This is a genomic window from Streptomyces sp. NPDC059861 (genome assembly GCF_042731435.1).
GTDB lineage: Bacteria > Actinomycetota > Actinomycetes > Streptomycetales > Streptomycetaceae > Streptomyces.
Genome location: NZ_JBHWJQ010000032.1, coordinates 65,785 through 87,127, shown reverse-complemented (window position 1 = coordinate 87,127; position 21,343 = coordinate 65,785). Strand labels below are relative to the sequence as shown.

General features: G+C 70.6%; 21 protein-coding genes and 1 pseudogene. 12 read left to right on the top strand and 10 right to left on the bottom strand.

Annotated elements, in window-relative coordinates; genetic code table 11:
- Positions 1 to 15 precede the first annotated feature (15 nt).
- From ACFV6X_RS25760 to ACFV6X_RS25740, 5 genes are all read left to right on the top strand, one after another.
- Positions 16 to 1,260: an Ig-like domain-containing protein gene (locus ACFV6X_RS25760; RefSeq protein ID WP_385387189.1), complete on the top strand. Its 1,245-nt coding sequence runs from the start codon at positions 16 to 18 to the stop codon at positions 1,258 to 1,260.
- 150 nt (positions 1,261 to 1,410) lie between these two features.
- Positions 1,411 to 2,856 (top strand): ABC transporter permease, encoded by a 1,446-nt coding sequence (locus ACFV6X_RS25755; RefSeq protein ID WP_385387187.1) that lies wholly within the window; start codon positions 1,411 to 1,413, stop codon positions 2,854 to 2,856.
- Positions 2,857 to 3,012: 156 nt separating this feature from the next.
- Complete coding sequence (locus ACFV6X_RS25750) at positions 3,013 to 3,696, top strand: ABC transporter ATP-binding protein (protein ID WP_385387185.1); 684 nt, start codon at positions 3,013 to 3,015, stop codon at positions 3,694 to 3,696.
- A 206-nt stretch (positions 3,697 to 3,902) separates the two neighbouring features.
- Positions 3,903 to 7,199, top strand: a complete 3,297-nt coding sequence (locus ACFV6X_RS25745; protein ID WP_385387183.1) for a S8 family serine peptidase — start codon at positions 3,903 to 3,905, stop codon at positions 7,197 to 7,199.
- Between the two features lie 98 nt (positions 7,200 to 7,297).
- Positions 7,298 to 8,068, top strand: coding sequence for a group II truncated hemoglobin (locus tag ACFV6X_RS25740; protein ID WP_385387181.1), 771 nt, complete (start codon positions 7,298 to 7,300; stop codon positions 8,066 to 8,068).
- Positions 8,069 to 8,150: 82 nt separating this feature from the next.
- On the opposite strand, the gene ACFV6X_RS25735 is transcribed toward ACFV6X_RS25740, so the two are convergent.
- Together ACFV6X_RS25735 and ACFV6X_RS25730 are read right to left on the bottom strand one after the other, a co-directional pair.
- Entirely contained in the window at positions 8,151 to 8,534 is a 384-nt protein-coding gene (locus tag ACFV6X_RS25735; protein WP_385387179.1) for a VOC family protein, read from the bottom strand.
- A 161-nt stretch (positions 8,535 to 8,695) separates the two neighbouring features.
- Positions 8,696 to 9,736 (bottom strand): NAD(P)-dependent alcohol dehydrogenase, encoded by a 1,041-nt coding sequence (locus ACFV6X_RS25730; protein ID WP_385387177.1) that lies wholly within the window; start codon positions 9,734 to 9,736, stop codon positions 8,696 to 8,698.
- A gap of 171 nt (positions 9,737 to 9,907) precedes the next feature.
- Here ACFV6X_RS25730 and ACFV6X_RS25725 point away from each other — a divergent pair, with 171 nt between their 5' ends.
- Complete coding sequence (locus tag ACFV6X_RS25725) at positions 9,908 to 10,825, top strand: helix-turn-helix domain-containing protein (RefSeq protein WP_385387175.1); 918 nt, start codon at positions 9,908 to 9,910, stop codon at positions 10,823 to 10,825.
- A 7-nt stretch (positions 10,826 to 10,832) separates the two neighbouring features.
- Here ACFV6X_RS25725 and ACFV6X_RS25720 read toward each other — a convergent pair whose 3' ends face one another.
- On the bottom strand, positions 10,833 to 11,033 hold the full coding sequence (locus tag ACFV6X_RS25720) for a hypothetical protein (RefSeq protein ID WP_385387173.1): 201 nt from the start codon (positions 11,031 to 11,033) through the stop codon (positions 10,833 to 10,835).
- Positions 11,034 to 11,117: 84 nt separating this feature from the next.
- Here ACFV6X_RS25720 and ACFV6X_RS25715 point away from each other — a divergent pair.
- Both ACFV6X_RS25715 and ACFV6X_RS25710 read left to right on the top strand, forming a co-directional pair.
- Positions 11,118 to 11,421 (top strand): annotated as a pseudogene (locus ACFV6X_RS25715) (nitrilase-related carbon-nitrogen hydrolase); the annotation flags it as partial.
- 40 nt (positions 11,422 to 11,461) lie between these two features.
- Positions 11,462 to 11,614 carry a hypothetical protein gene (locus ACFV6X_RS25710; RefSeq protein ID WP_385387171.1) on the top strand — a complete coding sequence of 51 codons (153 nt, stop codon included), beginning with the start codon at positions 11,462 to 11,464 and terminating at the stop codon, positions 11,612 to 11,614.
- Between the two features lie 110 nt (positions 11,615 to 11,724).
- On the opposite strand, the gene msrA is transcribed toward ACFV6X_RS25710, so the two are convergent.
- On the bottom strand, positions 11,725 to 12,390 hold the full coding sequence (gene msrA / locus ACFV6X_RS25705; protein ID WP_385387169.1) for a peptide-methionine (S)-S-oxide reductase MsrA: 666 nt from the start codon (positions 12,388 to 12,390) through the stop codon (positions 11,725 to 11,727).
- Positions 12,391 to 12,565: 175 nt separating this feature from the next.
- The gene (locus ACFV6X_RS25700; protein WP_385387167.1) at positions 12,566 to 13,684 is read right to left on the bottom strand and encodes a hypothetical protein; all 1,119 of its coding nucleotides are present in this window, start codon (positions 13,682 to 13,684) and stop codon (positions 12,566 to 12,568) included.
- A 198-nt stretch (positions 13,685 to 13,882) separates the two neighbouring features.
- On the opposite strand from ACFV6X_RS25700, the gene ACFV6X_RS25695 reads away from it, so the two are divergent.
- On the top strand, positions 13,883 to 15,043 hold the full coding sequence (locus ACFV6X_RS25695; RefSeq protein WP_385387165.1) for a cystathionine gamma-synthase: 1,161 nt from the start codon (positions 13,883 to 13,885) through the stop codon (positions 15,041 to 15,043).
- A 3-nt stretch (positions 15,044 to 15,046) separates the two neighbouring features.
- On the opposite strand, the gene ACFV6X_RS25690 is transcribed toward ACFV6X_RS25695, so the two are convergent.
- The 3 genes from ACFV6X_RS25690 to ACFV6X_RS25680 all read right to left on the bottom strand — a co-directional run bounded on the left by ACFV6X_RS25690 (position 15,047) and on the right by ACFV6X_RS25680 (position 16,551).
- Positions 15,047 to 15,295, bottom strand: a complete 249-nt coding sequence (locus ACFV6X_RS25690) for a hypothetical protein (RefSeq protein ID WP_385387163.1) — start codon at positions 15,293 to 15,295, stop codon at positions 15,047 to 15,049.
- 13 nt (positions 15,296 to 15,308) lie between these two features.
- Complete coding sequence (locus ACFV6X_RS25685; RefSeq protein ID WP_385387161.1) at positions 15,309 to 15,812, bottom strand: sigma factor-like helix-turn-helix DNA-binding protein; 504 nt, start codon at positions 15,810 to 15,812, stop codon at positions 15,309 to 15,311.
- A 232-nt stretch (positions 15,813 to 16,044) separates the two neighbouring features.
- Positions 16,045 to 16,551, bottom strand: coding sequence for a MarR family transcriptional regulator (locus ACFV6X_RS25680; RefSeq protein ID WP_365447123.1), 507 nt, complete (start codon positions 16,549 to 16,551; stop codon positions 16,045 to 16,047).
- A gap of 161 nt (positions 16,552 to 16,712) precedes the next feature.
- On the opposite strand from ACFV6X_RS25680, the gene ilvA reads away from it, so the two are divergent.
- The 3 genes from ilvA to ACFV6X_RS25665 all read left to right on the top strand — a co-directional run bounded on the left by ilvA (position 16,713) and on the right by ACFV6X_RS25665 (position 20,019).
- Complete coding sequence (ilvA, locus tag ACFV6X_RS25675) at positions 16,713 to 17,942, top strand: threonine ammonia-lyase (RefSeq protein WP_385387159.1); 1,230 nt, start codon at positions 16,713 to 16,715, stop codon at positions 17,940 to 17,942.
- Positions 17,943 to 18,151: 209 nt separating this feature from the next.
- The gene (locus ACFV6X_RS25670; protein ID WP_385387157.1) at positions 18,152 to 19,177 is read left to right on the top strand and encodes an ATP-binding cassette domain-containing protein; all 1,026 of its coding nucleotides are present in this window, start codon (positions 18,152 to 18,154) and stop codon (positions 19,175 to 19,177) included.
- A complete protein-coding gene (locus ACFV6X_RS25665; protein WP_385387155.1) occupies positions 19,174 to 20,019 on the top strand; it encodes an ABC transporter permease in 846 nt (281 codons plus the stop codon). Before ACFV6X_RS25670 ends, ACFV6X_RS25665 begins: the two co-directional genes overlap by 4 nt.
- A 147-nt stretch (positions 20,020 to 20,166) precedes the next feature.
- Here the strand turns inward: ACFV6X_RS25665 and greA are convergent, their stop codons facing one another.
- Both greA and ACFV6X_RS25655 read right to left on the bottom strand, forming a co-directional pair.
- On the bottom strand, positions 20,167 to 20,667 hold the full coding sequence (gene greA, locus ACFV6X_RS25660) for a transcription elongation factor GreA (protein WP_365447033.1): 501 nt from the start codon (positions 20,665 to 20,667) through the stop codon (positions 20,167 to 20,169).
- Positions 20,668 to 20,835: 168 nt separating this feature from the next.
- Positions 20,836 to 21,234 (bottom strand): DUF4307 domain-containing protein, encoded by a 399-nt coding sequence (locus tag ACFV6X_RS25655; protein ID WP_385387153.1) that lies wholly within the window; start codon positions 21,232 to 21,234, stop codon positions 20,836 to 20,838.
- Between the last annotated feature and the right edge of the window lie 109 nt (positions 21,235 to 21,343).

The following is a 21,343-nucleotide window of genomic DNA, read 5'->3' as shown; positions in this document are numbered from 1 at the left end:
ATGGAGAAGCGTGTGATGACGAACAGTAAGCGGCGCAGGGGCCTGACGGTCGCGTCCGTACTGCTCGGTGGGCTGGTGCTCTCGGCGTGTTCCAGCGGCGAAGAGGCCGCCGGCAGCGACGGCGGCAACAGCTCGCAGTCCAAGGTCGACGAGGCGGCCGCGCAGAAGACCTCAGAGGCCCAGATCAAGATCACACCCAAGGACGGCTCGGCCAACGCCTCCATCAACAACTCGGCGGCCGTCACGGTGAGCAAGGGGACGCTCACCGAGGTGACGATGACGACGGCCGACGGCGGCGCCGTCGAGGGCGAGATCTCGGCCGACAAGACCAGCTGGAAGCCCAGCGTCCAGCTGGAGCGCTCCACGCGCTACAAGGTCGCCGTGACCGCGAAGGACGCCAAGGGCCTGAAAGCCCACGAGAACGCGTCCTTCACCACGGTCTCCCCGGACAACAGCTTCATAGGCTCGTTCACGCCGGACGACGGCACCACCGTCGGCGTCGGCATGCCGGTCTCGATCAACTTCGACAAGGCGATCACCAACAAGGCGGACGTCCAGAAGGGCGTCACCGTCAGCACCAGCAGCGGCCAGGAGGTCGCCTGCCACTGGTTCAACGCCAACCGCATGGACTGCCGCCCCGAGGACTACTGGCAGGAAGGCTCGACCGTCACGCTGAAGCTGGCGCTCGACGGCGTCGAGGGCGCCGAGGGTGTCTACGGCGTCCAGCAGAAGTCGGTCTCCTTCACCATCGGCCGCAACCAGGTCTCCTACGTCGACGCGCAGACCAAGCAGATGAAGGTCACGCAGGACGGCAAGGTCGTCAAGACCATCCCGATCTCCGCCGGCTCGCCCGAGAACAAGACGTACGAGGGCCAGATGGTGATCTCCGAGAAGTTCAAGGAGACCCGGATGAACGGCGCGACGGTCGGCTTCACCGACGACGACGGCAAGGGCGAGTACGACATCAAGGACGTCCCGCACGCCATGCGGCTGTCCGGCTCCGGCACCTTCATCCACGGCAACTACTGGGGCGACGACTCCATCTTCGGCAGCGTCAACACCAGCCACGGCTGCGTCGGCCTGAACGACACCAAGGGCGCGAACGACCCGAACACCGAGGGCGCGTGGTTCTACAACAACTCGATCGTCGGTGACCTCGTGGTCGTCCAGAACACGGGTGACAAGACCATCGCCCCGGACAACGGCCTCAACGGCTGGAACATGAGCTGGGAGCAGTGGAAGGCCGGCTCCGCCGTCTGACCCACGTTCAGCCACACCCGCTCCAGGACGAAGGCCGCCCGCCCAGGGCGGCCTTTCGCCTTCTCCCACCAAGGATTTCCCGGTCGCTTCTCATCCTTCTTTTATCTCCGCCTTATCAGGTCATCAGGGTGCGTGCCTAGTTTGCGGCGCATGTTCTTCACCTACCTGAGGCGCGAACTGCGCCGCCGCAGAAAGGCGGCCCTCGTCGTCGCCTCCGGACTCGCGCTGGGTATCGCGCTGGTCATCGTCGTCAACTCCGTGTCGTCCGGCATGGGGCAGGCACAGGACAAGATCCTGCAGTCCCTGTACGGCCTCGGCACCGACATGACCGTCACCAAGGCGGCCGACCCCGCAGAGGAAGGACAGGCACAGGGGCCGCGGTTCCGGTTCGACGCGCGCGACAGCGGCTCCGGCGAGGAGCAGAGCAGCGACCGGGTCATGGTCCAGGGCTTCGAGACCCTGGCGAGCTCCACCGTCGCGAAGGTCGGCTCGCAGGACGGCGTCTCGAACGCGGTCGGCGGCCTGAGCCTGCAGGTCCTCAAGGTCAGCGGCGAGTTCACCCGCGGCCGGATCCAGCAGGGCGGCGGCGGTGACGGCGGCGTGCCGTCCGGTCAGCCCGGCGAGGGCCGGATCCAGGGCGGCGGCGCGGACTTCGGCGTCAACAGCTACTCCGTCTTCGGCACCGACGTCACCGAGCCCGAGCTCGGCCCGCTGACCTCCTCGAAGATCACCAGCGGCCGGGCCTTCGGGGCCGCCGAGACCGACGCGAAGGTCGCGGTCGCCGACGCCTCGTACGCCAAGGAGAAGAAGCTGGCCGTCGACGCCACGGTCACCATCAAGGGCGTCACCTACGAGGTCATCGGCATCGCCACCCCGGAGAGCGGCGACGCGGCGGCCGACCTCTACATCCCTCTGAAGCAGGCGCAGACGCTCGGCGACGCGGCGGACAAGGTCACCACGATCTACGTCGAGGCGACCGACTCCCAGCGGATCGACGCCGTCAAGTCGCAGATCCGGAAGAACATCCCCGGTACGACCGTGACGACCTCCGCCGACCTCGCGGACACCGTCTCCGGCTCCCTGTCCACCGCCTCCGACCTCGCCGGCAGTGTCGGCAAGTGGCTGTCGATCGTGGTGCTGGTGGCCGCGTTCCTCGTGGCCGGGCTGCTCACGTCCTCGGCGGTGTCCCGGCGGGTACGGGAGTTCGGCACGCTGAAGGCGCTGGGCTGGCGGTCGGGGCGGGTGACCCGGCAGGTGGTCGGCGAGGCCGTCGTCACCGGCCTGGTCGGCGGTGCGCTCGGGATCGCGCTCGGGCTGGCGGGGGCGTATGTCGTCACCGCGGTCAGCCCGACCCTGCAGGCCGAACTCGGCGGCACCGGGGGCGGACCGGCCGGCCCCGGCGGTGGCTTCGGAGGTGGCCCGGCGAGGCAGGCCGCCGCCCGCACGCTGGACGTCGCCCTCACGGCCCCCGTCGGCGTCGCGACCATCGCCCTCGCCGTGGGGCTGGCCGTGACCGGTGGGCTCGTCGCCGGCGCGTTCGGCGGGTGGCGGGCCTCGCGCCTGCGGCCGGCGGACGCGCTGCGGCGCGTGGAGTAGCCGCGTGCCGCCGCGACGGGGCCGTGCCGTGGCTCGTCCGCGGTCCCGTCGCGGCCGGTTCGCCGGTTCCCCCTCGCCCCCTCGGTGCGCACCGCACCTGCCCGGCCGCTCCGCACGCCGGCCACCACCCCGACACATCCCAGGAGTTGCATCACCATGTACGAACTCAAAGGCGTCACCAAGCACTACCGCCGGGGCAAGGACACCGTGCGCGCGCTGGACGGCGTGGACCTCGTCGTCGCCGACGGCGACCGGCTGGTCATCCAGGGCCCCACCGGCGGCGGCAAGTCGACGCTGCTCCAGATGCTCGGCGGGCTCGACCGGCCCACTTCCGGCGAGATCGTCCTCGACGGGACCGACCTGGCCCGGCTGCCCGAGGCCCGGCTCACCCGGGTGCGCAGCGAGAGCATCGGTTTCGTCTTCCAGAGCTTCAACCTCATCCCCACGCTCACCGCCCAGGAGAACGCCGAGACCGCCCTCGTACCCCTCGGCGTCAAGGCCAAGGAGAGGCGGGAACGTGCCGCCGAGGCGCTGGAGTCGGTGGGGCTCGGTGAGCGGCTCGGGCATCTGCCCGGGGAACTGTCCGGCGGTCAGCAGCAGCGCGTCGCCATCGCGCGGGCGCTGGTGAAGCGGCCGAAGGTGCTGCTGGCCGACGAACCGACCGGAAACCTCGACGAGTCGACGCGCGACGAGATCATGGACGTACTCGAACGCACCTGGAAGGAGCTGGGACTGACCTTCATCATGGTCACCCACGACTCCGCCCTCGCGCGGAAGGCCCCGCGGGTGGCCACGATCCGAAAGGGCCGGATCACGGTGACGGAGAACGCCAACTCATAGCGGCACTCGGCCCCGCGGGAGATGTTCACGGCCATTTCGCCCTCAGTGCCAACCCGTGACGGGCCACTCTCTTGAGGCGGCTGATCACCCCCCGGCATACTGCGTGATTCCGGGGGGTGCCGCGCATCTGTGCGAAACAGTCCCCGGCCGGGTGAATGGGGAATTCGCCCGGTTCCTCAACTCCAGGGGGAGTTTTGCGCACACAAGTGAAGAGAGCCGGTGCCGCCGCGGTTGCCACCGCGGCCGCCGTCGCCCTCGCCGCGGGACTGACCAGCCCGGCGAGCGCGAAGCCGGAGCAGGGCCCGAACGGCCCCGCGAAGCTGACGTCTCACCACCGCATCACGCTGATCACCGGCGACCGGGTCTCCGTGGACGCCAAGGGGCGGATCGTCGGCCTGGACCGGGCCGAGGGCCGCGCGCACATACCGGTGCAGATACGCAGGGCCGACGGCCACACCTTGGTGATACCCGCCGACGCCGCCCGCCTGGTCGCGGACGGCAAGCTGGACCAGCGGCTGTTCGACATCACCGAGCTGAACAAGACCGCGACCCGCAAGGCCCAGAAGAACGGCCTGAAGGTCATCGTCGGCTACAAGGGCGCCGCCACCACCGCCAAGGCCGAGGTCCGTGACGCGGGCACCCTGCGGCAGAACCTGAAGACGCTGAACGCGGACGCCCTGCAGACCACGCACAAGGACACGCCCGAGCTGTGGGACGCGGTCACCGACGACGGCCGGACCGTCTCCGGCGTCGCGCACGTCTGGCTCGACGGCGTCCGCAAGGCCACCCTCGACAAGTCCGTGCCACAGATCGGCGCCCCCAAGGTTTGGGCCGCCGGCTACGACGGCAAGGGCGTGAAGATCGCCGTCCTCGACACCGGCGTCGACGCCACCCACGCCGACCTCAAGTCCCAGGTGGTGGCGTCGAAGAACTTCACCACCGCCGCCGACGCCACCGACAGGCAGGGCCACGGCACGCACGTCGCCTCCATCGCGGCCGGCACCGGCGCGAAGTCCGGTGGGAGGTTCAAGGGCGTGGCGCCCGGCGCCGAGATCCTCAACGGCAAGGTCCTCGACGACAGCGGCTTCGGCGACGACTCCGGCATCCTGGCCGGCATGGAGTGGGCGGCCGAGCAGGGCGCCGACGTCGTCAACCTCAGCCTCGGCGGCATGGACACCCCGGAGATCGACCCGCTGGAGGCGGCCGTCAACCGGCTGTCCGCCGAGAAGGGCATCCTCTTCGCCATCGCGGCCGGCAACTCCGGCCCCGAGTCGATCGGTTCGCCGGGCAGCGCGGAGGCCGCGCTCACCGTCGGCGCCGTGGACGACCAGGACAAGTTGGCCGAGTTCTCCAGCACCGGACCGCGCGTCGGCGACGGCGCCGTCAAGCCGGACGTCACCGCGCCCGGCGTCGACATCACCGCGGCCGCCTCCCCGGGCAGCGCCATCGCCCAGGAGGTCGGCGAGAGTCCGGCCGGCTACCTGACCATCTCGGGTACGTCGATGGCGACGCCGCACGTCGCCGGCGCCGCCGCGATCCTCAAGCAGCAGCACCCGGACTGGACGTACGCCGAGCTCAAGGGCGCGCTGACGGCTTCCACCAAGGGCGGCGCCTACACGCCCTTCCAGCAGGGCTCCGGCCGGATCCAGGTCGACAAGGCCATCCGGCAGACGGTGATCGCCGACCCGGTGTCGGTGAGCTTCGGCGTCCAGCAGTGGCCGCACAGCGACGACACCCCGGTCGCCAGGCAGCTGACGTACCGCAACCTCGGCACCACCGACGTCACGCTGGACCTGAAGGCCACCGCCACCGACCCCAGGGGCCAGGCGGCCCCGGCGGGCTTCTTCACGCTCGGCGCGACCGAGGTGACCGTCCCGGCGGGCGGCAAGGCCTCCGTCGGCCTCACCGTCGACACCAAGCTGGGCGGCACCGTCGACGGCGCGTACTCCGCGTACGTGACCGCGACGGGCGGCGGGCAGAGCGTCCGTACGGCCGCCGCCGTGCAGCGTGAGGTGGAGTCGTACGACGTCACGGTCAGGCACATCGGCCGGGACGGGCAGGGGACGGCCGACTACAACACCGCGCTGCTCGGCTACTCGGGCCTGGGCGACGGCCGCGGCTACCAGGTTCCGGCCGTCGCGTCCGGCACCGCCACCGTGCGCGTGCCCAAGGGCACCTATCTGCTGGACGCCTGGATCGCCAAGGACTTCGTCACCCTGGAGGGCGGCCTCGACTGGCTGGTCCAGCCCCGCCTGACCGTCACCAGGAACACCTCGGTGACGATCGACGCCCGGACGGCCAGGTCCGCGACCATCACGGTCCCGGACACCGCCGCCAAGCCACGGTCGGCGATGGTCAGCTACTTCCTGGAGAGCGCGGGCATCGGCTTCGGCTTCGGCGCCGGGTCCTTCGCCGACCTGCGGATGGCCCACCTGGGCGGCGAGATCGCCGGCGGCCTGACCCAGACCTGGGGCGGCCAGTGGACGAAGGGCGCCGCCACCGAGTACGACGTGGCGACCACCGCCACCGTCAAGAAGATCCAGGGCGACAAGGTGCGCAGGTTCAGCAAGAGCGAACTCGCCACGGTCAAGGGCAACCTCGGGGCCTCCACCTCCGGCAAGACGGGCGCGCTCGTCGCCGTCGGTCTCTTCCCCACCGACTACTACGCCGGTGAGCCCGTGGAGCAGAAGCTGCCCGGCAGCCGCACGCTGTACCTGTCGACGTCCCAGGGCATCCAGTGGTCGTTCGACTTCGAGCAGTACGGCGGCAAGGACCCCGAGGGGTCCCCGATCTCGGAGGCGTACTACACGCTCGGCGACCCGCTGCCGTACAAGGCGGGCAAGTCGTACACGCAGACCTTCAACAAGGCGGTCTTCGGCCCGACCCTGAACGGCGAGTTCGGCCTGTACCGCGAGGGCGACGACATCTACGGCTCCGTGCCGCTGTTCGCCGACGGCTCCCGGCACGCGGGCTCGTCGCTGTTCACCTCGGTGACCACGACCCTCTACCGCAACGGTGCCAAGGTCGGCTCGCACGACGACCCGCTGTTCGGCGAGAAGGCGTTCAGGGTCCCGTCCGGCGACGCCGAGTACCGGCTGACCACCTCGGTGAAGCGGACCGTCAAGGTCGCCGCGGCGGCCACGCGGATCGACGCCAGCTGGACCTTCCGCTCCCGGAAGCCGACCACCGAGAGGGCCAAGCTGCCCGCGTCCACCGTCCGGTTCAACGCGCTGACCAGCCTGGACAGCCGCGTCACGGCCGGCCGCACGGCCACCTTCCCGGTCACCGTCGAGGGCGCGGCCCAGGGCGCCAACCTGAAGTCGCTGGGCGTATGGGTGTCGTACGACTACGGCCAGACCTGGAAGAAGGTCACCGTCAAGAACGGCAAGATCACCGTCAAGAACCCGGCCAAGGGCAAGGCGATCTCGTTCCACGCGAAGATCACCGACAAGAAGAACAACAAGTCGACGATCTCGATCTACAACGCCTACTACGGCAAGTGATCACCCGCCGCGCCGGGTTGGCGCGGCGCCGGTGAAGCCATGAGCGAAAGCCCACCGGAAGTTCTGCCTCCGGCGGGCTTTCGTGCTTCGGTGAGCACATGACTGCCCATACGGTCGAATACATCAGGTACCGCATCTCCGAGCAGCAGTCGGCGGAGTTCCTGGCCGCCTGGACCCGCGCCGCCGTCCATCTGGCGGCGGCCCCGCAGTGCGTCGACTACGAGCTCGCCCGCTGCGAGGAGGACTTCGAGCACTACGTCCTGCGCATCGTGTGGACCTCCACGGAGGACCACCTGGAGGGCTTTCGCAAGTCGGAGACGTTCCCTGACTTCCTCGCCGAGATCCGCCCGTACATCGGCGCGATCGACGAGATGCGCCACTACACGCCGACGACCGTCCGCGGCGCCGGGGCCGCGCTGCCCACCCTCTACGAGTGGGCGGGCGGCGCCGAGGCCTTCACGCGCCTCACCGAGGCCTTCTACGCCAAGGTCGTCGAGGACGACGTCCTCGCCCCCGTCTTCACCGGCCTGTCCCCCGAGCACGCCGAGCACGTGGCCCTGTGGTTCGCCGAGGTCTTCGGCGGCCCGCCGGGCTACTCAGGGACCCAGGGCGGCCACGGCCACATGGTCGCCAAGCACATGGGCCGCGGCATCACCGAGCCCCAGCGCCGCCGCTGGGTCGACCTCATCCAGGACGCCGCGGACGAGGCGGGCCTCCCGACGGACGCGGAGTTCCGCTCGGCGTTCCTGGCGTACGTGGAGTGGGGCACGAGGCTCGCGGTGCACTTCTCGGGCGCCCAGGCGACGGCACCGGGGGAGCAGCCGGTACCTCGGTGGGGGTGGGGTGTGATGCCGCCCCATCGGGGGTGAGGGGCGGCTGCGAGGGCCAACGGGTCCTGAAGCACGACCACTTCGGGATCGACGTGAACCATCGTCGGAGGTGGCCGGGGCGTCAGTCGCCGCTGCCGTAGGGGCGGGTGAGGATCTCCATGTTGTGTCCGTTCGGGTCCTCGAAGTACGTGCCCCGGCCGCCGTCGTTGTGGTTGATCGCTGCGGGGCGGGAGTGGTGCGGGTCCGCCCAGTGGGTCAGGCCGTGCTCCTCGATGCGGGCGAAGATCGTGTCGAAGTCGGACTCCGAGACGAGGAAGGCGTAGTGCTGGGGCGTGATGTCGCCCGGTGTGTCCATGTAGTCCAGGGTCACGCCGTTCGGGATCTCGACGGGGGTGAAGGGCCCGTAGTGCGGGCTCACCTCCAGTCCCAGGAGGTCGGCCAGGAAGCGGGCCGAGGCCTCCTTGTCGTGGGCGGCGACGATGGTGTGGTTCAGCTGGACGGTCATCGGTGGCCTCCTCGGTCTCCTGCGGGGCTTTCGGCCGTCCCGTCTTCTCGTGCAACGCCCACGTGGGGGCGGACTCTTCCGCGCGGACCCCGAGAGTCGGGCCCACAGCCCTCGGCGGCCCGGAAGCGCTTTGCCGCCGGGCCGCCGAGGTACCTGAACGATCAGATCGTGGCGGTGTCGATCACGAACCGGTACCGGACGTCGCTCGCCAGCACCCGCTCGTACGCCTCGTTGATCTGGTCCGCGCGGATCACCTCGATCTCGGCGCCGAGGCCGTGCTCGGCGCAGAAGTCCAGCATCTCCTGGGTCTCCTGGATGCCGCCGATGCCCGACCCGGCGAGGGTCTTGCGTCCGGTGATCACCGAGAACAGGTTGAGCGAGATGGGCTCCTCGGGGGCGCCCACGTTCACCAGCGCGCCGTCGGTCCTCAGCAGCGCGAGGTACGCGCCGAAGTCGAGCGGGGCCGAGACCGTCGACACGATCAGGTCGAAGGTGCCCGCCAGCTCCTCGAAAGTCCTGGGGTCGCTCGTGGCGTAGTAGTGGTCGGCGCCCAGCTTCAGCCCGTCCTCCTGCTTGCGCAGCGACTGCGACAGGACCGTCACCTCCGCGCCGAGCGCGTGCGCGAGCTTGACGGCCATGTGACCGAGGCCGCCCATGCCGAGGACGGCGACCTTCTTGCCCGGGCCCGCGTTCCAGTGCCTGAGCGGGGAGTAGGTGGTGATGCCGGCGCACAGCAGCGGCGCGGCCTCGTCGAGGCCGATGCCCTCCGGGATGCCGACGACGTAGTTCTCGTCGACGACGATCTTCTGCGAGTAGCCGCCGTAGGTCGGCTGCCCGTCCTTGCCGACGCCGTTGTACGTCATCACGGCGCCCTTGGTGCAGTACTGCTCCAAACCGGCCTTGCAGTTGTCGCACTCACGGCAGGAGTCGACCATGCAGCCGACGCCGACCCGGTCGCCGACAGCGAACCCGGTGACGCCGGTGCCGACCTCGGCGACGACGCCGGCGATCTCGTGGCCGGGCACCATCGGGAAGATGGCCTCGCCCCAGCCCTCACGGGCCTGGTGGATGTCGGAGTGACAGATTCCGGCGTACTTGATGTCGATCAGGACATCGAACTCACCGACCTCCCGCCGCTCGATCGTGGTGCGCTCCAGCGGGGCCTTGGGGGCGGGGGCGGCGTACGCGGTGACAGTAGTCATGCCGGGGGTCTCCTAGCGATGTGATCCGCACCCGGCTGCCTTCCTGCCGGGCACATCGTCCAGGCTGCCGCGGGACGACACATCCACCCAGGCCACGGCTTTGCGTACGTTTGCTGTGCCTACCACTGGCGGGGGCAGGTTCGTGTGAGTACGACCGTGAATACTGGACGTATGGACGAACAGCCCGCGAGCGTGGAGGAGCCCGGCGGCGGCCTGGACCGGCGTGCCGAGCTCAGCGAGTTCCTGCGCAGCCGGCGGGCCCGGCTGAAGCCGGAGGACGTGGGGATGCCGGACTACGGACGGCACCGCAGGGTCCCCGGGCTGCGCCGTGAGGAGCTGGCGCAGCTGGCCGGGGTGTCGGTGGCGTACTACACGCGGCTTGAGCAGGGCAACGGGCGCAACGTGTCGGGGGAGGTGCTCGACGCGATCGCGCGGGCGCTGCGGCTGACCGACGCCGAGCACGCCCACCTCACACACCTGGCCAGGCCGAAGCAGCACAAGAAGAAGACGGCGCCACGTACGCGGCAGGTGCGGGGCGCGCTGTGGCAGCTGCTGGACACCATGGACGGCATCCCGGCGTACATCGTGGGGCGCCGTTCGGACATCCTGGTCTGGAACCGGATGGCCGCGGCCGTCTTCGGCGACTGGGCGGAGATGCCGGCGCAGGAGCGGAACTGGGCGCGGCTGGTGTTCCTGAAGCCGGAGTACCGCGACCTGTTCCTCGACTGGGACCAGAAGGCCTTCGACATCGTCGCCTTCCTGCGCATGGACGCCGGCTGCCACCCGGACGACCCGCGCCTGTCGGCCCTGGTGGGCGAGCTCTCCGTCAAGAGCTCCGAATTCCGGCGTCTGTGGGCCACCCACGACGTCAAGGAGAAGAGCCACGGCGTCAAGCGGCTCCGTCACCCGCTCGTCGGCGACCTGGCCCTCTCCTTCGAGACCTTCCGTCTGGTCGACGACGCCGAGCAGTCCCTGATCACCTACCACGCGGAGCCGAGCTCCCCGGCCGCGGAGGGCCTGCGCCTCCTGGCCAGCTGGGGCAGGGACGCGACCAGGGCCGGGACGGGATCCTCTACGTCGTCGAACTGAGGCGGGGCTAGAAGAGGCCGTTCAGGCCCCACCACTCGCCGTCGGTCCGTTCGCCGGCCAGCAGGGCGCCGGTGTCCCGGCCCCGGTAGGTGACCAGCCAGCCCAGGTGGCCCGGGTAGCCGTCGATCATGTACTTCTCGTTGGTCACCGTGGCGAGGTCGGGGCGCCCGTCGCCGGAGAAGTCTCCGACCGCGAAGATGTTCGCCATGGCGTTTCAGCCGCCGGCGCCGATGAGCTTGCGGGCCCCGAGCCGGGCGGTGGAGGTGCCGAGCGCCGTAGCAGAGCGGCCTCGCTGGTCCGTGGCAGGACGGGCGACGATCTCGTGGTCCTGCCGGAGCTGTGGGCGGCCGGCGCCTGGTCGTACGACGGGTGGGGGCGCGACGCCGAAGCGCTCGACGGGCCCACGGCCGAGGCCATGTCCGCCGCCGCCCGCCGGGCCGGGGTGTGGATCCGCACCGGGTCGCTCGTCGAACGGGACCGGGACCGGGACGCTGTACTACACCGCGCTCCTCTTCGCCCCGGTCGGTGACCTGCGCGGTCACTACCGCAAGATTCACCGGTACGGCTTCGACACCGGCGAGGCGACCCTGATGGGGAGGCAGCCACGACATCGAGGCCGGCGCCCACGCGGAGACGGTGACGGTCGACTGCGACATGGCGGAGGTCGCCCGTATCCGCTCCGAACTCCCCGTCCTGCGCGACCGTGTCCTGTCCATCGAGGCACCCGAGGCACGCCGGGTCGACTGGCAGGCGGTGACGAGGGGTGCGGCGGGCGGAATGCTGCGCTGAGCATCCGCGAACATGGCGCGGCCGCGCGACGTTTCCGCCGCACGGCCGCGCCCTGTGTGCCCTGCACCGATCCGGCGTCCGCACCGGGACCCGGATCAGCGTCCGCCGGCTCACCCCTCGGCTGTGGCCACCCCGATCGGGCACGAGACTCCCGTGCCGCCGATGCCGCAGTAGCCCGCCGGGTTCTTGTCCAGGTACTGCTGGTGGTAGCCCTCCGCCGGGTAGAAACGGCGGGTCTGCGCCGGGAGGATCTCCGTGGTGATGCGGCCGTGGCCGGAGCCGGTCAGGACCTTCTGATACGCCTCGCGGGACGCCTCCGCCGCCGCGGCCTGCTCCGGGGTGTGGGTGTAGACCGCCGAGCGGTACTGCGTGCCGACGTCGTTGCCCTGGCGGAAGCCCTGCGTCGGGTCGTGCGCCTCCCAGAAGGTCTTCAGGAGGCGGTCGTACGAGATCACGTCCGGGTCGTAGACCACGCGCACGGCCTCCGTGTGGCCGGTCAGTCCGGAGCAGACCTCCTCGTACGTGGGGTTCTCGGTGTGGCCGCCCTGGTAGCCGACGAGGGTCGTCCAGACCCCCGCGGGCAACTGCCAGAACTTGCGCTCGGCGCCCCAGAAGCAGCCGAGACCGAAGTCGGCGATCTCCAGGCCCTCGGGGTAGGGGCCGCTCAGCGGGTTGCCGAGGACGGTGTGGCGGTCGGGGACGGTGAAGGCGGGCTCCGCGCGGCCCTGCAGTGCCTGCTCAGGGGTGGGCAGGCTGGGCGTACGGCGGAACAGCATGGGGGCTCCTTCTGCCGGGGTGAATACGGGGCCCGCCGCGTCGTCGTCATATGGCGGCGGGGCGGGCGGTATTTTGTTGAACATTCGAACACCGCCCCGCATTCCACGCGGACACCGCTCGCCCCGGCCCTGCGTCGGCCGGGCGCCCGGCGTCCGTGTCCCGGTGCCTTCGTGCTCAGCGCAGCAGCGTCGCCGGGCTGCCGCCGTTCGCCTCGTAGCCCGCCACCGCCAGCGCCCGGTAGACCGCGAACTCCGCGGCCGGGTCGGACGACAGCGTCCAGGGCAGGGCCCCGACGTGGCCGTCGATGTGTATCAGCTGGCTCATGGCCTCCGCCCACCGCTCCGAGCGGACCAGGAAGAAGACCAGCAGGTGACGCACGTGCGCCAGCATCGGGTCGTCGGCGCGGGCCGAGTGGACCGCGTGGAGAGCGCCGTGGATCGCCTTGGTCACCACCTCGCTCTGGTAGAACCCGGCGACCAGGTTGACCTCGGGGAGGTGCTCGAACACCGAGAACAGCGGCATCGCCGCGAGCAGCGAGCCCTGCGGGGCGCGGGCCGCGGCCGCCTCGGCGAACTGGGTCGCCAGCTCCCGCGAGCCGTGCCACTTCTCGCACCAGTAGTGCAGTGCGGCCAGGTGCGCGCCCATGTGGTTCGGCGCGCGGTCCAGGATCTTCAGCCAGAGCTGCTCGAACTCCGCGCGCGGGTAGCCCAGGCCACGGGCCACCGACAGCTCGATGATGTACGGAATCGGGTCGCCGGGGGCGAGCAGCGCCGCGTCGCCGCACGCCGCCTTCGCCTCCTCCATGATGATCCGGAAGTCGTCCGTGCCCGGCGTCGCCGTCCGCCACGCCTGCTGGACCAGGAATTCGGCGTGCACCGCCGCGCCGCCCGCGTCCTTGGGCGCCTCCGTGCGCCACACCCGCAGCCACTGGCCGCCCGGCGTCTCGCTGACGCCGCCCGGTCGCTGCTGGAGCTCCAGCGAGGCGGCACCGGCGAAGGCCTGCACACGCTGCCAGCGGCGCTCGCCCTCCGCCTCCGTACCCGTGAGGAGCTGCGCGGCGGCGCGGTGGTCCTGCGTGCGCTGCACCAGGTCCAGCACGTCCAGCAGGTCCTGGTCGGGGCCGGGCATGCGGATGTCCAGCTCCTCCTGGAGGAGGAACCCGTAGTTCGCGGGGTCCGCCGCGTCCGGGTGGCCCGGCTTGACCAGCTCTATCCCCCTGCGCCTGCGCATCACGACGGGACCCAGCACAAAGCCGATCATGAGCAGGGCGAACAGAACCCAGAGAATTTCCATGTCTCAAGCGAACCAGACGCCGCCGACAATTGGCCAACCCCCTCCGCCTGCCTGTGGAAAACTTCCGGCGAGCGGTGCGCCCGGCGTCTCGAAGAGGCGCGAAACAGCCGCTGAGCAGCCCCGCACGACGCGCGCGGCACGGAAATACTTGGCTGCCGCGCTGCGGCACCTCCTGCGGAACGCTTACGCTCGGTTCCCATGAGCGACAGGCACATCAGTCAGCACTTCGAGACGCTCGCCATCCACGCGGGCAACACGGCCGACCCCGTCACCGGCGCGGTCGTCCCGCCGATCTACCAGGTGTCCACCTACAAACAGGACGGGGTGGGCGGCCTGCGCGGCGGCTACGAGTACAGCCGCAGCGCCAACCCGACCAGGACGGCCCTGGAGGAGAACCTCGCCGCCCTGGAAGGCGGCCGCCGTGGACTCGCGTTCGCGTCGGGACTGGCGGCCGAGGACTGCCTGTTGCGTACGCTGCTCAGCCCCGGCGACCACGTGGTCATCCCCAACGACGCCTACGGCGGTACGTTCCGGCTGTTCGCGAAGGTCGTCGCCCGCTGGGGCGTGGAGTGGTCGGTCGCCGACACCAGCGACCCGGCCTCCGTGCGGGCCGCCCTCACCCCGAAGACCAAGGTCGTGTGGGTGGAGACCCCCTCCAACCCGCTGCTCGGCATCACCGACATCGCGGCCGTCGCCCAGATCGCCCGGGACGCCGGTGCCCGCCTGGTCGTCGACAACACCTTCGCCACGCCGTACCTCCAGCAGCCCCTCTCGCTCGGCGCGGACGTCGTGGTGCACTCCCTGACCAAGTACATGGGCGGCCACTCGGACGTGGTGGGCGGCGCGCTGATCGTCGGTGACACGGAACTCGGCGAGGAGCTGGCGTTCCACCAGAACGCGATGGGCGCGGTCGCCGGGCCCTTCGACTCCTGGCTGGTGCTGCGCGGCACCAAGACCCTCTCCGTGCGCATGGACCGGCACAGCGAGAACGCCGTCAAGGTCGCCGACATGCTCACCCGGCACCCGCGCGTGACGCGCGTGCTCTACCCGGGGCTGCCCGACCACCCCGGGCACGAGATCGCCGCCAAGCAGATGCGGTCGTTCGGCGGCATGATCTCCTTCCTGGTCGACGGCGGCGAGGAGGCGGCCGTCGAGGTCTGCAACCGCACCCAGGTGTTCACCCTCGGTGAGTCCCTGGGCGGTGTCGAGTCGCTGATCGAGCACCCGGGCCGGATGACGCACGCCTCCGTGATCGGCTCGGCCCTGGAGGTCCCCGGCGACCTGGTGCGCCTCTCGGTGGGCATCGAGAACGTCGAGGACCTGCTGGAAGACCTCCAGCAGGCACTCGGCGGGTCCTGACGGCTACCAGCCGGTGAGCGGTGGAGTCGTCTCCGACGGCGGCTCCACCCAGGGACGCTCGGTCAGTGCCCAGACGGTGAAGGCCACGGTCACCGCGAACAGCAGCAGCCAGGCCAGACGCAGGGCGAGGGCCCGGCGCCGCAGCAGGCGGTCGCCGAGGCGTACGGCGTCGGCGCCCAGGTCCGGCGGCACCCGGGGTGGCGTCCGCTCCATGATCCGCCGCGCGGCGGACTCCCGTTCGGCCCGGCTCACGGGGACCTCCCGGTCATGACGCCGCCATCTCGGCGCCGGTCACCGCGGGCGTGGGCGGCCGGGGCGGGTACAGCAGGGTCGCCGTCGCCCGGTCGCAGAGGGCGTGGACCCGTTCCGTGGGCAGCCCGAGCAGGGCCGCCGTCTGTTCCTCGCCTACGCCCTCGTACAGCCTGAGGACCACGACCAGGCGCTCCTGCGGTGTCAGCCCGGCCAGCGTGCCGGCGGGGTGCGGGCGGGCCCGGCCGAGGGCGCCGTACCGATGCCAGGAGTGGTGCGCGAAGCGGACGGCGAGGCACGCGCGCGTGCGGTCGTACGGGTCCTCGCCGCGCAGCCGGTCCCAGGAGGCGTACGTCCGGGCCAGGGCCAGCGTGAGCAGGCGCCGCGCGCGCGGGTTGGCGTTCGGGGCCTCGGCCGTGAGCAGCGTTGCGGTGTGCAGCAGCCGCCCCGCCGCGCCGGCGACGAACGCCTCGAACTCCCGGGCCCGGCGGGCACCTTGGAACGCTTGCCGTTCTCGCACCGCGCCTCCCGCCTGAGGCCGACCTGAGGAAGGGGATCCCGCCTCCGCACCCGGCGCACCCGGCCTGCCGGTCGCGCGCCCGCGTACGTCCGCGGGGACCCGGTCTCATATGAGGGCAGGCGCGCCCTTTCGGTCAAGAGCCGCGCACGGTGGGATGCCGAATGCGGGCCGCGACGGGGGCATGCGGGGCCACGGCCGTCAGGCGACGCGGTTCCTCAAGGGGCCACGGACCTCAGGAAGCCGACGGCGCTTCCGCCCCCGGCACGCCCGGTACGGCCATCCGGGCCGAGAGGGCGTGGTTGAAGCGGGTGAGGAGGGTGCAGAACGCCTCGCGCTCCTCGGGGTCCCATTCCTGCGTCAGCTCGGCCATCAACTGACGCCTCGACGAGCGCACTTCCTCCAGCCGCGCCGACCCGCGCGGGGAGAGCTGAAGCACCACGGCCCGCCCGTCCTCGGGGTGCGACGTCCGCTTGACCAGGCCCGTGTCGACGAGCGGAGCAACCTGCCGGGTGACGGTCGAGGAGTCGATGCCCATGCTCGCGGCGAGTGCCTTGACACCCATCGGCCCCTCCTTGTCGAGCCGGTTGAGCAGCAGGTACGCGGCGCGGTCCATGGAATTGCGGACCTGCCCGACCCCGCCGAGCCGGGTCTGTTCGGCACGTCGGGCGAACACGGCCACCTCGTGCTGCAGCGCGTCGAGAAGGCCGGTGTCACCGACGGTCGTCATGTCCATCGACATTTCAGGTGTTGTGGGCATGGCCGGGGGCTCACTTCATGCTGGGTGCTGGGTTGGGGGACAGGGTACGCGGCCGGGAGGCGGGTCGTACCGGCGCTGCGCAAACCCGTCTCGGACGTTGGTCACAACGCGTTTCGCGGTGTGTGAACTGCGAGACTTGAGTCATGAACTACCGCAAGGCCCCCTCCTTGCCCTCGGTCACCCTGGACGACGTACGCGGTGCGCAGAAGATGCTGAGCGGCGTCGCACGGGTCACCGCGATGGAGGGCAGCAGGTATCTGACCCAGCTGGTGGACGCCCCCGTACACCTCAAGTGCGAGAACCTCCAGCGGACGGGCTCGTTCAAGCTGCGCGGCGCCTACGTCCGGATCGCCGGCCTGCTTCCCGAGGAGCGCGCCGCCGGCGTGGTCGCGGCGAGCGCCGGCAACCACGCGCAGGGCGTCGCTCTGGCGTCCTCGCTGCTGGGGGTCCACTCCACGGTGTTCATGCCGAAGGGCGCTCCGCTGCCCAAGATCAGCGCGACGCGGGACTACGGCGCGGAGGTACGCCTGCACGGACACGTGGTCGACGAGACCCTGGCCGCCGCACAGGAGTACGCCGCCGAGACCGGCGCGGTGTTCATCCACCCGTTCGACCACCCGGACGTGATCGCGGGTCAGGGCACCGTCGGCCTGGAGATCCTGGAGCAGTGCCCGGAGGTGCGCACGATCGTCGCCGGCATGGGCGGCGGCGGACTGGTGGCCGGTGTCGCGGTCGCGGTGAAGGCGCTGCGGCCCGAGGTGCGGATCGTCGGTGTGCAGGCGGCGGGCTCGGCGGCCTACCCGCCCTCGCTGGCGGCGGGACGCCCGGTGTCGATCGAGAACCCGGCGACGATGGCCGACGGCATCAAGGTCGGCAGGCCCGGCGACGTGCCGTTCGCACTGGTCGGAAATCTGGTGGACGAGGTCCGTACGGTCAGCGAGGATGAGCTGTCCACCGCGCTGCTGCTCTGTCTGGAGCGGGCGAAGCTGGTCGTGGAGCCCGCCGGGGCGAGTCCGGTGGCGGCGCTGCTGAGCGATCCGGGTGCCTTCGGGGGCCCGGTCGTGGCGGTGCTCTCGGGCGGCAACGTGGATCCGGTGCTGATGCAGCGCGTGCTGCGGCACGGGATGGCGGCGCAAGGCCGCTACCTGGCCGTACGGCTGCGGCTGACGGACCGGCCGGGTGCCCTCGCGACGCTTCTCGGGGCGTTGTCAGTGGTGGACGCTAACGTCCTCGACGTGAGTCATGTACGGACCGATCCTCGGCTCGGGCTCACGGAGGCGGAGGTCGAACTGCACCTGGAGACGAAGGGCCCGGCGCACTGCGTCGAGGTCGGGGAGGCCCTGCGCAAGGCGGGCTACACCGTCATCGACTGAGCCGCCGCCGGGCGGCGGACTGCTCGCGAAGGCCCAGGTCGGGCCAGGACCGGGTCAAGATCGCCAATTCTTCGTCACTCGTTCGGGCAACTGTCATTGAGAGACGCGATACATCGCGTTATGGTGTGTCTCGTGGCCCCGCCCATCAGCCGGGACGAATCCCGCAGACCCAGTGCTCTCGCAGCACCCCAACCGACGTGGAGACTCATATGCCAGGCGCCATCTATGCCGAAGGTCTGGTCAAGACCTTCGGCGACGTAAGGGCACTGGACGGCGTCGACCTCGATGTCCCCGAGGGCACCGTCCTCGGCCTGCTCGGGCCGAACGGCGCCGGCAAGACGACGACGGTCCGCTGTCTGACCACCCTGCTGCGCCCCGACAGCGGCCGTGCCGTCGTCGCGGGTGTCGACGTGCTCGCGCACCCCGACGAGGTGCGGCGCTCCATCGGCCTGTCCGGCCAGTTCGCCGCCGTGGACGAGTACCTGACCGGCCGGGAGAACCTCCAGATGGTCGGCCAGCTCTACCAGATGAGCGCGAAGGCCGCGAAGGCCCGCGCGGGCGAGCTGCTCGACCAGTTCCATCTCGCGGACGCCGCCGACCGGCCCGCCAAGACCTACTCCGGAGGCATGCGCCGCCGGCTCGACCTGGCCGCGGCGCTGGTGGTCTCGCCGCCCGTGATGTTCATGGACGAGCCGACCACCGGCCTCGACCCGCGCAACCGCCAGCAGCTGTGGGAGGTCATCAAGCAGCTCGTCTCCGGTGGTACGACGCTGCTGCTGACCACGCAGTACCTGGAGGAGGCCGACCACCTCGCGCACGACATCGCGGTGGTCGACCAGGGCCGCGTGATCGCCCGGGGCACCTCCGACCAGCTCAAGGCCCGCACCGGCGGCGAGCGCGTCGAGGTCGTGGTGCACGAGCGCGAGCACATGGCCGCCGCCGCCGAGGTGCTGGCCGGCTTCGGCAAGGGCGAGACGACCGTCGAGGAGCACACCCGCAAGCTGACCGTGCCCGTCAGCGGCGGCGCCAAGCTCCTCGCCGAGGTGATCCGCGAACTGGACGTCCGCGGTATAGAGATCGACGACATCGGCCTGCGCCGCCCGACCCTCGACGACGTGTTCCTGTCCCTGACGGGACACGCGGCCGAGGTCAGGGAAGAGGAGAAGGCCGAGGGGGCCGGCGACACGTCCGCCGACGCCAAGGGCCGCAAGCGCAAGAAGGAGTCCGTCAAGTGAGTGCCGTCACCGACGCCACCCCGCGGGCCGCGCGTCCGCATCCGCTCGGCCAGTCCGTCCGGGATTCCCTGATCGTCGCCAGGCGCAACCTGATCCGGATGTCCCGGATCCCCGAGATGATCATCTTCGGGCTGTTCCAGCCGATCATGTTCGTGGTGCTGTTCAGCTATGTGTTCGGCGGCTCCATGAACATCGGCGGCAGCACGGAGCCCGGCGTCTACCGCGAGTTCCTGATGGCGGGCATCTTCGCCCAGACCGTGACCTTCGCCACGGCCGGCGCGGGCGCGGGCATCGCCGAGGACATGCACAAGGGCCTGGTCGACCGGTTCCGCTCGCTGCCCATGGCGCGTGGGGCGGTGCTGACCGGGCGCACCCTGGCCGACCTCGTGCAGACGTCGCTCACCCTGCTGGTGCTCGCGATCGTCGCCCTGCTGGTCGGCTGGCGCACCCACACCAACGTGGGCGAGGTGCTCGGCGCGTTCGGGCTGCTGCTTCTGATGGGATACGCGTTCACCTGGATCGGCGCGCTGATCGGCCTCTCCGTGCGGACGCCCGAGGCGGCCACCTCCGGTGGACTGGTCTGGCTCTTCCCGGTCACCTTCGTGTCGAACGCGTTCGTGGACTCCAGCCAGATGACGCCCTGGCTGCGGCACATCGCCGAGTGGAACCCGTTCAGTGCCACGGTCCAGGCCAGCCGCGAGCTCTTCGGCAACCCCGGCGTCTCCCAGTCGGACGCCTGGCCCATGCAGCACCCGGTCTGGGCCTCACTGATCTACTCGGCCGTGATCATCGTCATCTTCCGGACCCTCGCGGTACGGAAGTACCGCTCGGCCACGGCGTGAGGCATCCGTGCCCGGGTCCGGTCGGCCGGCCACTGCGGCTGACCTGAGCATGACGAAGCCCCCGGCGTCGCGCGGACGCCGGGGGCTGTCGGGAGTGGGCGGACCGAGGCGGCGCGGCAGCGGTTCGCCGCCGCGCCTCCCGTCAGCTCACTCGCTGTACGGCTCGGCCTTCAGGATCTTCACGGAGGCCTTCTTGCCGTTCGGCAGCTCGTACTCCGCGTCCTCGCCGACCTTGTTTCCGATGACGCCGGCCCCCAGCGGGGACTGCGGCGAGTAGGTCTCGATGTCGGCGCTCGCGTACTCGCGCGAGGCGAGCAGGAACGTCAGCGTGTCGTCCTCGTCACCGTCGAAGGCGATCGTCACGACCATGCCGGGCGCCACGGCGCCGTCCGCCGAGGTCGGCGCTTCGCCGACCTGGGCGTTGTCGAGGAGCTGGGTCAGCTGGCGCACACGAAGCTCCTGCTTGCCCTGCTCCTCCTTGGCCGCGTGGTACCCGCCGTTCTCGCGCAGGTCGCCCTCCTCGCGCGCGGCCGCGATCTTGGCGGCGATCTCCGTGCGCGCAGGACCAGTAAGGTACTCAAGCTCATCCTTGAGCTTGTTGTACGCCTCCTGGGTCAGCCAGGTGACGTTCTCGCTGGTCTGGGTCACAGGTGCTCCTCGTCGGTACTGGGGATACAAAGCATCGCCCTACCCAGAAGAATGTTCCTCAGCGAGTGGGCGAAACCACGAGCCTAACAATTCAGGGGCGGAAGGGGTAGGACATTCGTGCCCAAAATCACGTCAGCGCAGGTCAGAGCCTGCGGATGAGGAGTGACGTCAGTCGGCGTGGCAGCCCAGCAGCTCCGCCGTGGTGCCCGGAGCGGTCGTGCGCAGCGTGACCACCTCGGTGACACGCTCGGCGTCCCCGCCGAAGCGGAAGTCGGCCCGGCCGACCTCGGCGCCGTCGGCGGCCTGGGAGCGGACCGTGCAGTAGCCCGAGGCGCCCGCGTCCTTCTCCACCGCCAGCTCGACCTTCACCGCGTTGTCCGAGAGATCGAAGCTGATCACCTCGGCGCTGATCTTGTTCTGCGCGACGTAGTGGTAGGCGAAATAACCGATCACAGCGATGAGCACCGCACCAAGGGCCAGACCGACGACCTTGAGGGTGCGGTCGGCGCGCTCGTCCGAGGAACGGCCGTAACGGCCCTCGGGCAGTCGAGTGCTCGCCGTGCTCATGATCGTCCTCTCGGCCGGGGCGGGATCCATGTCCCGAAGGGGCTTCCGGGCCGTACCCCCGGAATTAATCGCCCCCCGATTCGGTCACTATAGAAGCCGCCGTTCGCAC

Excerpts from the sequence above, each read along its gene's own strand:
- ACFV6X_RS25760 (WP_385387189.1), top strand. The coding sequence starts at position 16 with ATGACGAACAGTAAGCGGCGCAGGGGCCTGACGGTCGCGTCCGTACTG.
- ACFV6X_RS25755 (WP_385387187.1), top strand. The coding sequence starts at position 1,411 with ATGTTCTTCACCTACCTGAGGCGCGAACTGCGCCGCCGCAGAAAGGCG.
- ACFV6X_RS25750 (WP_385387185.1), top strand. The coding sequence starts at position 3,013 with ATGTACGAACTCAAAGGCGTCACCAAGCACTACCGCCGGGGCAAGGAC.
- ACFV6X_RS25740 (WP_385387181.1), top strand. The coding sequence starts at position 7,298 with ATGACTGCCCATACGGTCGAATACATCAGGTACCGCATCTCCGAGCAG.
- ACFV6X_RS25735 (WP_385387179.1), bottom strand. The coding sequence starts at position 8,534 with ATGACCGTCCAGCTGAACCACACCATCGTCGCCGCCCACGACAAGGAG.
- ACFV6X_RS25730 (WP_385387177.1), bottom strand. The coding sequence starts at position 9,736 with ATGACTACTGTCACCGCGTACGCCGCCCCCGCCCCCAAGGCCCCGCTG.
- ACFV6X_RS25725 (WP_385387175.1), top strand. The coding sequence starts at position 9,908 with ATGGACGAACAGCCCGCGAGCGTGGAGGAGCCCGGCGGCGGCCTGGAC.
- ACFV6X_RS25720 (WP_385387173.1), bottom strand. The coding sequence starts at position 11,033 with ATGGCGAACATCTTCGCGGTCGGAGACTTCTCCGGCGACGGGCGCCCC.
- msrA (WP_385387169.1), bottom strand. The coding sequence starts at position 12,390 with ATGCTGTTCCGCCGTACGCCCAGCCTGCCCACCCCTGAGCAGGCACTG.
- ACFV6X_RS25700 (WP_385387167.1), bottom strand. The coding sequence starts at position 13,684 with ATGGAAATTCTCTGGGTTCTGTTCGCCCTGCTCATGATCGGCTTTGTG.
- ACFV6X_RS25695 (WP_385387165.1), top strand. The coding sequence starts at position 13,883 with ATGAGCGACAGGCACATCAGTCAGCACTTCGAGACGCTCGCCATCCAC.
- ACFV6X_RS25680 (WP_365447123.1), bottom strand. The coding sequence starts at position 16,551 with ATGTCGATGGACATGACGACCGTCGGTGACACCGGCCTTCTCGACGCG.
- ilvA (WP_385387159.1), top strand. The coding sequence starts at position 16,713 with ATGAACTACCGCAAGGCCCCCTCCTTGCCCTCGGTCACCCTGGACGAC.
- ACFV6X_RS25670 (WP_385387157.1), top strand. The coding sequence starts at position 18,152 with ATGCCAGGCGCCATCTATGCCGAAGGTCTGGTCAAGACCTTCGGCGAC.
- ACFV6X_RS25655 (WP_385387153.1), bottom strand. The coding sequence starts at position 21,234 with ATGAGCACGGCGAGCACTCGACTGCCCGAGGGCCGTTACGGCCGTTCC.